The following is a 13,016-nucleotide window of genomic DNA, read 5'->3' as shown; positions in this document are numbered from 1 at the left end:
AAAATTGTATCATTCAAACACTACAATACCAATTTATTTACAATCAGTATCTGCTTTCAGCTTATTTATTAAAATCAGCTTACTTGTTAGAATCTAATTTTTACTAGGATCTAACTTTTGTTAGAATCTAATTTTTACCAGAACCTAACTTTTTATTAGAATCAGCCTTGTTCTTGCACAGAATCAGCACTAATTCAATCAACAGAACAACGAAAACAACTACAATCATCAACACTGTAGTCAGCACAGAAGTACTTCCAAAATGCTCTACAGCCTTAACATGCAAAGCAATAGCAGAATAAGCTGGAATAGTTGTCTCTACTTTCCCACCATTTACAGTAACTGTGCTAAAGCATTTACGTGAAGCATATACGTTGCAATACTCACCATCAGGCAAATCAGTTTTATAACTCACATTTTTAGGCTTGTCAGTATTGTTAATCGCCAAGAATCCCTTGTTTTCGCGACTAAAAGCAATGTTATTATCGTTGTCATCTTGCCATTGAGTCACTTTCGTGCCCTTAACAGCATTATAGAATCCAATCATTCCACGAATCGAAGTCCAACGCTGAGCGCATTGCCACTTTGAATTCTTGCCGCACTTTACATCTGGAATGTGCGTATCAGTTGCACCAGGAGCACCATCATCGCGCTGCGTGAACTTATATCCAGAATAAATATTTGGTGTTCCATAAGGATAAGCAAGCATAAAAGCATTAGCTAACTCGTACTTTGCTCCATCCTTATAAGTGAGAACTCGAGTCGAATTGTCACGCTCAGTATCCCAGTTAGTCACAAAAATAGCGGCTTTCTTATTAGGAATAAGCTGATCTGTAATATGAGACAAATTCTCAATTGAACCATAGAAATAATTACGCAAGCGATACGAGTATTCAAACTCATCTACTTCGCCTGTACCAACATATTGATCCGGCTGAATTTTAGGATCTTGTTCAGGGAAACCAATTGTTTCTTGCATCCACCATATGTTTTCAGGCTTCGTTCCAGCAGCTTTAGCAGCAGCTTCTTTTATGCCTTTCACATCCTCAGGACACATATGTTTTGCGGCATCAACTCTAAAGCCTGCAACACCCATTTTTAGCAATTTTGCAAAATAGTTACCAAGAATTTTTTGCACATGCGGCTTAGAAGTATCCAAATCAAGCAAACCAACTAAACGATAATTCCAAACGACTTGCGCATTTTTATATGTGTAAATATCTTTATCTATTTGGTGAAAATCATCTTTTGTGTAACCAGCATCCGGATAGCTTTGATTTGCCGCATCATACTTACTACCGCCAACACCTACAGTATCTTTATTACCATCGCCGGTTGTGTGATTAATTACAGCATCAACAACAATTCCAACACCAGCAGCCTTGCAAGTAGTAATCATATTTTTAAACTCGTCTTCAGTGCCAAGCTTTGAATTTAGATTGTAACTAACTGGCTGGTAAGAAGTCCACCACGCTGTACCTTTAATATGATCCTGCGGCGGCGAAACCTGTACATAACTCACACCCTCAGGACCATAAGTTTGCTTACACTCTTTTGCAATACTTTTCCAATTTTGCTGAAAAGCAGTAACAATCACACCTTTTGGCGGAAGACCGTCTGTTGATTTAGTTGAAGCAAATGCCGAAGAGTTTGGGACAATAGCAAAAATACACATTAATACTGTTGCTACAGCAGCAATTGCAGCAATTGCAGTAAAAGAGCACATTACATTGCGCTTGTAATTATCGATTAATTCGCAAGCATAATTACTTTTTTTACGCTCACTTACTTGCAATTGTGCACTGTGGATCATCGTTGTTCCTTTCACATACGTACAGCACTTTTCATTGTGCGAGAATACTTTTATTATTATACGCTTATTGTTTATGTACGAGACATTAAAATACAAAATAAAAACGTCGCCTAGCAAGCTAAGCGACGTCGTGCACGTGCCCCCGGTGAGACTCGAACTCACACTGCACAGATTTTGAGGCTGTTTCCTCTACCAATTGGGATACAGGGGCATTTTTAATTTTCCGCATTTTTTTGCGACTTGTCGACTATAGCACACTTTAAGCCACATGCAAATAGTTAAAGCATTTTGCGCGTGTCGCAAATCAACAATATTGATCATACATAACATAATGCGCGCGAACTGCAAAACAGCTAGCGCGCATTATGCAAACTATACTACTGCGCAAATGCACTTAAACTAGAAGAACTAGCGTATTAGTACAAGAACGCAGAATCAAATAATTAGTCGCAAGCACCAACGGTGTGAACGTAGATGGAGTCAGTACGACCAGCCTGGCGTTCACCCTGAGCAGTGCTCAAGATAACAATCTGATCACCATCGGAAACCTTACCGGCTTCGCGAAGAACCTTGTCGGTGAAGATCATCAAATCGTGACGATTCATGTCATGGTAATCTTCATCAATCAAGAAGCCTTCAGTGCCCCAGCTCAAAGCCAACCAACGATAAGTGTGCTCATTGTTAGTCAAGCCAAAGATTGGAGCGGTTGGACGTTCACGAGAAATACGATGAACTGTGCGACCAGTCTGAGTGTAAGCAACAATAGCCTTAGCATTAAGCTTATCTGCCAAATCAACAGCTGCAGAAGAAACAGCACCGGTGCTAGACATATCAAGCTCAACAGCAGGAATGCGATCATAGCCGTGCTCAGTTGCGTACTGAGAAATACGGGACATGGTCTTTACGGTAACATCTGGGTACTTACCAACAGCAGTTTCGTTAGAAGTCATTGTTGCGTCAGCACCGTCGAGAACAGCGTTAGCGCAGTCAGAAGCTTCTGCACGAGTTGGAACTGGAGAGTTAACCATTGTGCCAAGAACTTCAGTAGCAACGATAACTGGCTTTGCATAGCGACGAGAAAGCTCGATGCAACGCTTGGTGACCAGTGGAACCTCTTCGAGAGGCATTTCAACAGCCATATCACCACGAGCAACCATAATGCCATCGAAGGTCTTAACAATCTCTTCCAAGTTTTCAACAGCCTGTGGCTTTTCAATCTTGGCGACGATTGGAATACGACGACCTTCTTCGTCCATGATTTCGTGAGCGCGATCAATATCGGTAGCGAAACGCACGAAGGACATAGCAATAATGTCAGCGCCGGTGCGAATAGCCCAACGAAGATCAGCCTCATCCTTTTCAGTCAAAGCTGGAAGAGAAACTGCAACACCTGGGAGGTTAATGCCCTTGTGGCTGGAAACTGGACCAGCAACAATAACCTTAGTGTGAACGTCGTTGCCTTCTACCTTGGTTACCTCAAGACGAACCTTACCGTCATCGATAAGGATTGGGTCGCCTGCGTGGCAATCTCCTGGCAAGCCCTTAAAAGTTGTAGAAGTGCGGTGCTCGTCACCTTCAACATCATCAGTAGTGATGATGAACTCCTGACCTTCTTCCAAATAAACCTTATCTTCGTCTTCAGCGTTCTTCTTGAACCAACCGCAGCGAATCTTTGGACCTTGCAAATCAACAAGAGCAGCAACATTGCGGCCAGTGGACTTGGAAGCTGCACGAACGTTGTTGTAAACGCGCAAATGATCTTCAGGAGTGCCGTGAGAACGGTTCAAACGAGCAACATCCATACCGGCTTCAACAAGCTTGGTAATACCTTCCAAGGATTCGGTAGCTGGACCAATAGTATCAACGATTTTGGCTTTACGCATAATGCCTACCTATTTTCTATTTCTGTTTATTTTTTATGAGCGATTTAATGATAGAAACCATAAAACGCCCAATTCCGCTTTCCAGTGTATCAACGTATTGTGACCGCTTATTGTATTTATTCGGCGTTTTGTGAACGCTCACAGAAAATAACATAAAATCGCAGATAATACTTGAATAACGCTCAGATAATGCTTGAACAATAGTTGAATAATAATTGAGAATAATAGTTATTTTCTAACTTTGAGCATCGCTTATTTGGCGCAACTCTTTCTTTAGATCGCGTATCTCGTCGCGCAAACGCGCTGCAAGCTCGAATTGCAACTGCTCTGCAGCAACATGCATCTGCTCACTCAAATTTTTAATCAGCGACATAATATCGTCTTGCGGAAGCTCAGAAACATTCGCCATACGCTTTTCTTTGCTTTGCTGCCCAAGATTCGGCTCTTTTGGCACGCCATAATGCGAGTTCCCAGCCTTATTAGCATTCCTGTAACCGCCTGCTAGCAAAGTTTGCGTATCAACATCCTCTTTAGCGAGCATATCGTTCACATCGCTAATCTTCTTTCGCAAAGGCTTAGGATCAATTCCATGAGCCTTGTTATACGCGATTTGCTTTTCGCGACGGCGCTCTGTCTCGCTAATCGCCTTGCTCATAGCATCAGTAACAGTATCCGCATACATAAGAACAGTTCCAGAAACGTTACGAGCAGCACGGCCAATCGTTTGAATAAGCGAACGGTAGGATCTTAAGAAACCTTCCTTATCTGCATCCAAAATCGCAACAAGCGAGACTTCCGGCAAATCCAAACCCTCACGAAGCAAATTGATGCCAACAATCACATCAATTTTGCCTTCGCGAAGCTCACGCAAAAGCTCCACTCTGCGCAAAGTATCAACATCTGAATGCAAGTACTCAACTTTAATACCAAGCTCAAGGAAGTAATCAGTTAAGTCTTCCGCCATTTTCTTTGTAAGCGTAGTAACAAGCACGCGCTCATCTTTTGCTACTCGCTCCTTGATTTCCGCAAGCAAATCGTCAACCTGACCTTCTACAGGGCGAACCTCAATCTTAGGGTCAAGCAAGCCGGTAGGGCGAATAATTTGCTCAACTACACCATCTGAAAGCCCAAGCTCGTAATCTCCAGGCGTTGCAGAAAGATACACAGTTTGACCAACGTGCTCCAAAAATTCTTTCCACTTTAACGGTCGATTATCCATTGCCGATGGCAGTCTAAAGCCATGTTCTACAAGCGTTCTTTTGCGCGAAGCATCGCCTTCATACATAGCTCCAATTTGCGGCACTGTTACATGCGACTCGTCTAAAACTAGCAAAAAGTCATCCGGGAAAAAGTCAAGCAGAGTATGCGGAGGCGTGCCTGCATCGCGTCCGTCAAAATGCCTAGAATAATTCTCCACTCCTGGGCATACACCAACTTGGCGAAGCATCTCCAAATCGTACGTAGTTCGCATTTCCAAACGCTGAGCTTCCAGCAATTTGTTCTGCTTTTTAAGCTGAGCTACTCTCTCGTCGCGCTCTTTTTCAATCGCCTCTAACGCGCGCTCCATGCGCTCCGGTCCTGCAATGTAGTGAGATGCTGGGAAAATATGAACGCTACTCTCCTGGCGAATTACTTCTCCTGTAAGAGGATGTAACATAGTAATTCTGTCGATTTCGTCACCGAAGAACTCAATTCGCACAGCTAATTCTTCGTACACTGGAATAATCTCAACCGTGTCACCGCGCACTCTAAAAGTTCCGCGCGTAAACGCAATGTCATTGCGCTTGTATTGCATGCTCACAAATTGGCGTAATAAATCGTCTCGCTCAAGCTGCTCACCAACGCTTAGCATAAGCATTCGCTCGGCATACTCCTCTGGAGTACCAAGGCCGTAAATGCAAGAAACAGTAGCCACAACAACGCAATCCCGTCGAGTAAGTAAATTTGCTGTAGCTGCGTGACGAAGACGCTCAACATCGTCGTTAATATTCGAGTCTTTTTCAATATACGTGTCTGTTTGCGGAATATACGCTTCTGGCTGGTAGTAATCGTAGTAAGACACAAAATAGCTCACAGCATTATCTGGCATAAGCTCACGAAACTCTGCGCAAAGCTGAGCTGCCAAAGTTTTATTCGGCTCAATAATAAGGGTAGGCCTTTGCAAACGCTCAATAAGCCAAGCGGTTGTAGCGGTTTTACCAGTTCCTGTAGCACCCATTAAAACAACGTCGTTTTCGCCGTTTTCAATGCGATTAACCAGCTCGTCGATTGCTTGCGGTTGATCTCCTGAAGGCTTGTATGGTGCTTTTACTACAAAAGGCTTGTTTGTGCGCTGAATTTTATTCGACATGTATTTACTTCCCCAGTTTTTTACTTCCCCAGTTTCGTCATTTCAGCACTTTTATTGTTTGCGTCACACAACCATGATTTTAGCGTATTGTCAACACTGTTAAGCATCGATTCCATTGGTTTAGTGGAATCAACTACAAAATCTGCGATATTTTTTCGCATTTTACTAGGAAGCTGACTATTTATGCGCGCCAAAGCCTGATCCTCAGTCATATTTCGCTCGCTTATCATTCGTTTAACGCGAATTTCTTGAGGCGCTTCAACAGTAATAATATGGTCAAAACTAAATGGAATGCTGTCGATTACTTGCGCAAGGAGCGGAATATCGTGCACAATAACTGAATTTATACTGTCCAACACGTTGCGATTTTCCTTAGAAATTTTACTAATATACTCGCTTTCATACTTGCTTTCTAAGAGCTTTGCGCAATCATAAATAGCAGGATGAATAAGCGACTCAAGCTTCTTACGATTTGCACAACTCTCATCGGAGTACCCAAAAATATGCTTTGCAATAAACTCGCGATTTAAAGAGCCATCATTCAAAACGACATTCTCCCCAAAAATGCTTACGATTTGCTGAAATACGTAACCTCCTGGCTTCACAACCTCGCGCGATAAAACATCGTAATCTATAACAAAAGCGCCAAGCGAACGCAAATGGTTTACTACAGTAGATTTTCCAGCTGCAATTCCGCCCGTTACCGCAATACGCATTATTGTCATATATAAATTATAAGTAATGCCCCAGTAACTAATTACCGGAGCATTATACGCTAAATAATAATTGTAAAATTAGTCTTGAAGTTCAGCTCCATCGGCATCCTTATGCCACTTAGAACCAGGCTGAGAGCAAAGAATGCAAATTCCTTCAATAAATGCCCAAATTCCAGAAACAAAAGCCAGCAAGCCGAAAGAAAGAATAGAAATAAGCAGCTGAGCAACAGCCTTGCCTTTAAAACCAAGATAGAAATTGTGCACACCCAAAGCACCCAAGAAAATGGCTAACAGGCCTGCAGCAATCTTGTTATGAGAGCTTCTGTATGTGTTTGATGAATAATTAGACCCATAGTTAGAGTATGAAGATGCTTGATTGTACTGAGGAGTAGACTGAGAGTACTGACCATATTGCGGCTGAGCATTGTATTGCGGCTGAGCATATGAATTCTGATCATACTGAGTCTGACCATACTGTGGCTGAGCATTGTACTGAGTATGAGCACCATACTGGGATTGGTTGTTATATTGTGGCTGAGCCTGGTTATACTGCTGGGACTGATCATTGTACTGTGGTTGTCCGTACTGAGTCTGTCCGTCAGAGCCGGAGTAATCTCCAGTTTGATTATCTAAATCACTCACAATAATCACACTTTCTCTCGTAAGAAATTTATTTTCTTAAAAACTGTATAATAAAAAATTAATAAATCAAAGCGTTATTACTAAAGATATTAAAAGATGCCCCGATGATTACTCACCGAGGGCATCTTATTTATAAGCTTTTAGTAGAAAAATACTTCTTTTCGCTCAAAAGCTGTTCACACAAAGCTGCGAGCTGATCGGAATCAGCTAAAGCACCTTCGATAGAAGTTTCATTCACGCGCTAAAACATCGTAATCTATAGCAAACGCGCCAAGCGAACGCAAATGATTTACTACTGTAGATTTTCCAGCTGCAATTCCGCCCTTTACCGCAATCCGCATCATTGTCATATATGAATTATAAATAATGCCCCAGCAAATAATTACCAGGGCATTGTTTATTAACAATAATTATAAAACACTAATCCTTTAACTCGGCACCATCAGCATCTTTGTGCCACTTACTTCCAGGCTTTGAGCAAAGAATCAAAATACCCTCAACCAATGCCCATATTCCCGTAATAATCGACAGGAACCCAAAGGAAAGAACAGAAATAAGCAGCTGTGCAATCGCCTTTCCTTTAAAACCAAGGTAAAAATTGTGAATACCCAATGTGCCTAAGAAAATCGCTAGCAAACCTGCAACAATTTTCTTGCGCGAGCTTACTAAAGTTGCTTTAGTGTTCTCCTCACTATTTCCATCGTACGAAGGGAACTGAGCATTTTGCTGGTTGTTTTCCAAAGTGTTCATATTTTAACCATCCTTTTAGTAAATACGATTAGTAAATACGATTGACGTTTTACATCATATAATCACGATTATTAAAAGAAAATTGATTGTACCTATATTTAATTACAAAACTTGAGTTATAAAATACTTGTCAAATATACTCAAGATACTCGTAAAACATTATGAACAACAATACGCAAGATGCCCCCGATGATTAGTCACCGAGGGCATCTTACTGTTTTATTTACAAGCTTCTAGTAGAAAGTAGAAACTACTTCTTTTCGTTCAAAAGCTGTTCACGCAAAGCTGCGAGCTGATCGGAATCAGCTAAAGCACCTTCACTAGTTGCTTCAGAAGAATAGTTGGAAGCAACTTCTTCCTTCTTTTCTTCCTTAGCTGGCTTCTTTTCAGCTTCTTCGCTCTGACCGTCAGCAGCAGCAGATTCAGCTGCAGCCGCAAGCTCCTTAGCAGCGAATGCCTTGTGCTCTTCCCAAAGCTGGTGTGCTGCAGCATACTGAGCTTCCCACTCTTCGCGCTGCTGCTCGTAACCGACCATCCATTCGTTAGTGTTTGGATCGAAGCCTTCTGGGTACTTGTAGTTGCCTTCAGCATCATATTCAGCTGGCATACCGTAGAGAGCTGGATCAAAATCTTCAGAATTTGGATCTACAGCTTCAGTAGCTTGCTTCAAGGAGAGGGAGATGCGACGACGATCGAGATCAACGTCGATAACCTTCACGAATACTTCTTCGCCACCCTTAACAACAGTTTCTGGGTTCTCTACGTGACGGTTTGCAAGCTCAGAAATGTGAACCAAGCCCTCAATGCCATCTTCAACGGAGATGAACACACCGAACTGAACAATCTTTGTGACCTTGCCCTTAACGACCTGTCCAGGAACATGAGTGCGAGCGAAGCGCTGCCATGGATCTTCCTGAGTTGCCTTAAGGGAAAGGGAAATACGTTCGCGATCGAGATCAACGTCGAGAACCTCAACGGTAACCTTATCGCCAACCTTAACAACCTCAGATGGGTGATCGATGTGCTTCCAAGAAAGCTCAGACACGTGAATGAGACCGTCAACACCGCCGAGGTCAACAAACGCACCGAAGTTTACGATAGAAGACACAACGCCTTCGCGAATCTGACCCTTCTTAAGCTGCGAGAGGAAGGTTTCGCGAACTTCGGACTGGGTTTCCTCAAGGAACTGGCGACGAGAAAGCACAACATTGTTGCGGTTCTTATCGAGCTCGAGAATCTTAGCCTTAATCTTCTGGCCAATGTATGGAGAAAGATCGCGCACGCGACGCATCTCAACCAAGGAAGCTGGCAAGAAGCCGCGAAGACCGATATCAACAATCAAGCCGCCCTTAACAGCTTCAATAACGGTACCTTCAACGATGCCGTCTGCATCCTTAATCTTCTCGATGTCACCCCAAGCACGCTCATACTGTGCACGCTTCTTGGAGAGAATAAGACGTCCTTCCTTGTCTTCCTTAGTTACAACAAGGGCTTCAATGGTGTCGCCAACCTCGACAACATCATCTGGATCAACGTCTTTTTTGATGGAAAGTTCACGGGAAGGAATTACACCTTCAGTTTTGTAGCCGATGTCCAGCAATACTTCGTCGTGATCAATCTTTACGACTGTACCTTCAACTAAATCACCATCATCAAAATTCTTGATGGTTGAATCGACTGCCTTGATGAAGTCTTCTTCGGTGCCAATATCATTAATCGCAACCTTGGCGACTTCGTTATTATTCTCTGCCATTAGTTATTAGTGGTTTCTTCTTGGGGTGGATATTACTCGATATTTAATTATGTATTTATGCTACATGTGCATACTATGCACACGCTTTGTCGATTTTATATACAGGTATAGCCAAAATTTACGTTTTACTTCGGGCGTGTCGCATTTTATTTGCAATTAGCTGCTCGCTCAGCCATATCTACAACATTCGCCAGCAACATAGCTCGAGTCATCGGACCTACCCCACCAGGATTCGGAGAATACGCTCCAGCAACTTCTCGACAAGCTGAATCAACATCACCTTTTACACGATATCTGCCAGCCTCTTCATCAAAAACACGAGATACACCAACATCAACAAGAACAACGCCAGGTTTAATATCTTCAGGCTTAACAAAACCAGCACAACCCATTGCTGCAATTATTACATCAGAACGGCGCATAATCTCCTGAACATTCCGAGTATGAGTATGGCACAACGTAACAGTTGCATCTACTCCCCTGCGTGTTAACAGAAGACCAATAGTACGCCCAACCGTAATGCCACGACCAAGCACACAAACTTCCTTACCAGAAAGTTCAATACCATACTCATCAAGCAAAGCTAAAATTCCACGCGGCGTGCACGGCAAAGGTGTTGTAATATTACCGGAAATATGCGTAACAAGTTCACCCAAATTATATGGATGCATTCCATCACAATCTTTTGCAGGATCAATAGAAGAAATAACTTTTTGAGCATCAATACCTTTTGGCAATGGCAGTTGCACAATAAATCCAGTACAAAGAGGGTCATTATTTAATTTCTGTAAAGCAGCAAGAATCTCATCTTCACTAGCATCTTCTGGCAGATCGCAACGAATAGAATTAATCCCCACTTCTTCGCAATCACGATGCTTACCAGCAACATATTTCAACGAAGCAGGATCACTACCTACAAGCAACGTACCCAAACCTGGATTAATGCCTTTTTTATGTAAAATAGCAACGCGCGCTGCCAAATCTTTTTTAATTTTACTAGCTAAAGCCTTACCATCTAGCACAATAGTCATAAAAAATTCCTCCCAACTCGCACAATTCGTAAGGATAGGCTATCGTGAAGTATAGAAGATATGGGTCGACTAACAATTTTACGTGCGCCGACGCACCATTATCACGGGAGGAGTCACAGTGATGCGTACCGTTCTTTGTGCAGTAAAGAAGTTTGGAAAAACTGCCATAACATGCCTTATTGCTTCTGCAGTAATACTTGGATTTGCAGCTTGTGGAAAAACTGAGGAAAAACCAAAAGAAAAACCAAAAGCTGCAACAAATATTTCTGTTGTATCCACTGTTGACACCTGGGGTAGCTTAGCTCAAGAGATTGGTGGCTCTGACGTCAAAGTTGAATCAGTTATGACTGGCTCAGATACAGACATATCGTCGTTTAAACCTAGCTCAAAAGATTTAAAAAATATGCAGAATGCACAAGTATTAGTTACAAATGGTGCAGGCTACGATGATTGGGCAAACAAAGTACACCCAGCTAAAGCTGAAGTGCTTAGTGCAGCAGGTACTGTAGGAGCACTTAACGGAGACAATCCATATCTTTGGTTTTCTCACGATGCTAGGGATGCTATGGCATCTGCCATGGCTGACACCTTCTCCAAAGTTTTGCCATCAAAAAAGCAAGCTTTTTCTAAGCGACTAGCACAATGGCAGGAAAAGGAAAAGAAATTAACCACCTACTTAAGTGATTTCTCTAAAGAAAATGGTAACGCAAAGTATGCTTCTACATCTCCTATTCTTTTCTGGCTAATGTCTGATGCCAATTTGAAAGATAGCTCACCTAAAGAATATGTTGACGCAGTAAATAACAATAATGAACCAGAACATTCAAGCGTTGAGGAGTTTCAGAAGCTTATTGAAGGTCGCAAAATTGATGTGTTGATTAGCGATAGCCAGCAAGGAAACGATGTTCTGAACTTGCTAAGCGGAATCGCAGGACGCAGCTACACGTCTACAGTACGAGTAAGCGAACTTATGCCAAAATACGCAGATCAGCTTGATAAATGGATTATGAAGATTTGTGACGACCTACATAATGCTGTAAAAGCGACAAAGGATATGCGTAAAGACATTGATGATAAAGAGTCTCAAAAAAAGCCAATCACTGAGAAGCCACATGTAGCAAAGAATACTAATCCTAAAAATTCTAACCAAGGTCAGCAAGATCCAGGTAAGTAAATTTAGGTGAATCTATAAACATAAAAATCCTTGCATTTGTAAAATGCAAGGATTTTTTATTATCTGTTTTAAGCAAGAACAAAAGCAAAACATACAATAAATACGTAAGCAAATATATAAGCAAAAGCCCTTCTAACTCGCCGATATACCGACATTTAGAAGGGCTTAAAATAATATGAACAATTAATATTTATTTATTTATTTATTTATTTTGCATATCGCAAATCATTTTTTCTTAGATTTCTTGCTACGCTCTTCTAACAGCGCTAAAGTTCGCGATGCAGGCTCTTCTGGAGCTACAGTATGGTGATTTTCATCGCCTTCTTGAGGCTCCTTGTATCCAAGATTCACATCTAAAAGTCGCTCCGCCTCAATCTCATCAATCTTTTCAGACAAAGCAATTTCGGAAATTAAAATACTGCGAGCGCGAGCAAGCATTCGCTTTTCTCCTGCAGATAAACCATGTTCATCAACATCTCGCTGAGATAAATCACGAACTACTTCAGCAATATTGTTAACATCGCCAGTAGCAATCTTCTCTACATTAAGCTTGTAGCGTCTAGACCAATTCATCTCTTTTTCAACTATTGGAGTACGCAAAATCTCAAAAACTTTTGCAACTTCTTGCGCTCCAACAATGTCTCGCACGCCAACTTTTTTAACATTATCGACAGGTACGTTAATTTCTAAACCATCAGATGATAACACTACCAATCGTAAATATTGACGAGTTACACCTTTTACGGTGCGCTCACTAATTTCTTCAACACGAGCCGCACCATGACGAGGATAGACGACCATATCGCCGACTTGATATTCCACAGAACCCTCCGTATGCACAGAAAAACTCATAACAGTTTCCCATAAGGTCACGACTTGAAAAAATTTTCATATTTTTTTCACA

10 protein-coding genes, 1 tRNA gene and 1 pseudogene are annotated in these 13,016 nt (G+C 41.8%); 1 reads left to right on the top strand and 11 read right to left on the bottom strand.

Annotated features, from left to right (window positions below):
* Window positions 1-127: 127 nt before the first annotated feature.
* The 10 genes and pseudogenes from K9E37_RS06190 to K9E37_RS06145 form a co-directional block, all read right to left on the bottom strand.
* A complete protein-coding gene (locus K9E37_RS06190; protein WP_420842990.1) occupies window positions 128-1,726 on the bottom strand; it encodes an alpha-amylase in 1,599 nt (532 codons plus the stop codon).
* 224 nt (window positions 1,727-1,950) lie between these two features.
* Window positions 1,951-2,024: transfer RNA gene (locus K9E37_RS06185), tRNA-Leu, on the bottom strand.
* A 232-nt stretch (window positions 2,025-2,256) separates the two neighbouring features.
* A complete protein-coding gene (gene pyk / locus K9E37_RS06180) occupies window positions 2,257-3,696 on the bottom strand; it encodes a pyruvate kinase (protein ID WP_116431777.1) in 1,440 nt (479 codons plus the stop codon).
* Between the two features lie 235 nt (window positions 3,697-3,931).
* The gene (uvrB, locus tag K9E37_RS06175) at window positions 3,932-6,046 is read right to left on the bottom strand and encodes an excinuclease ABC subunit UvrB (protein WP_248893271.1); all 2,115 of its coding nucleotides are present in this window, start codon (window positions 6,044-6,046) and stop codon (window positions 3,932-3,934) included.
* A gap of 20 nt (window positions 6,047-6,066) precedes the next feature.
* A complete protein-coding gene (coaE, locus tag K9E37_RS06170; protein ID WP_248893269.1) occupies window positions 6,067-6,771 on the bottom strand; it encodes a dephospho-CoA kinase in 705 nt (234 codons plus the stop codon).
* A 69-nt stretch (window positions 6,772-6,840) separates the two neighbouring features.
* The gene (locus tag K9E37_RS06165) at window positions 6,841-7,413 is read right to left on the bottom strand and encodes a TM2 domain-containing protein (RefSeq protein WP_248893267.1); all 573 of its coding nucleotides are present in this window, start codon (window positions 7,411-7,413) and stop codon (window positions 6,841-6,843) included.
* A gap of 224 nt (window positions 7,414-7,637) precedes the next feature.
* Window positions 7,638-7,754 (bottom strand): annotated as a pseudogene (locus tag K9E37_RS06160) (dephospho-CoA kinase); the annotation flags it as partial.
* Window positions 7,755-7,824: 70 nt separating this feature from the next.
* Window positions 7,825-8,154, bottom strand: a complete 330-nt coding sequence (locus K9E37_RS06155; protein ID WP_004111099.1) for a TM2 domain-containing protein — start codon at window positions 8,152-8,154, stop codon at window positions 7,825-7,827.
* A 250-nt stretch (window positions 8,155-8,404) separates the two neighbouring features.
* On the bottom strand, window positions 8,405-9,907 hold the full coding sequence (gene rpsA / locus K9E37_RS06150; protein ID WP_012914051.1) for a 30S ribosomal protein S1: 1,503 nt from the start codon (window positions 9,905-9,907) through the stop codon (window positions 8,405-8,407).
* Window positions 9,908-10,053: 146 nt separating this feature from the next.
* A complete protein-coding gene (locus K9E37_RS06145) occupies window positions 10,054-10,938 on the bottom strand; it encodes a bifunctional methylenetetrahydrofolate dehydrogenase/methenyltetrahydrofolate cyclohydrolase (protein ID WP_004110747.1) in 885 nt (294 codons plus the stop codon).
* A 121-nt stretch (window positions 10,939-11,059) separates the two neighbouring features.
* Here K9E37_RS06145 and K9E37_RS06140 point away from each other — a divergent pair, with 121 nt between their 5' ends.
* On the top strand, window positions 11,060-12,112 hold the full coding sequence (locus tag K9E37_RS06140; protein ID WP_116431780.1) for a metal ABC transporter solute-binding protein, Zn/Mn family: 1,053 nt from the start codon (window positions 11,060-11,062) through the stop codon (window positions 12,110-12,112).
* Between the two features lie 225 nt (window positions 12,113-12,337).
* Here the strand turns inward: K9E37_RS06140 and K9E37_RS06135 are convergent, their stop codons facing one another.
* Entirely contained in the window at window positions 12,338-12,934 is a 597-nt protein-coding gene (locus tag K9E37_RS06135; RefSeq protein WP_012914048.1) for a CarD family transcriptional regulator, read from the bottom strand.
* Window positions 12,935-13,016 lie beyond the last annotated feature (82 nt).

Source organism: Gardnerella swidsinskii, from assembly GCF_023277705.1.
Taxonomy (GTDB): domain Bacteria; phylum Actinomycetota; class Actinomycetes; order Actinomycetales; family Bifidobacteriaceae; genus Bifidobacterium; species Bifidobacterium swidsinskii.
The sequence above is the reverse complement of the archived record's forward strand: the minus strand, read 5'-3'. Positions and strand labels throughout refer to the sequence as shown.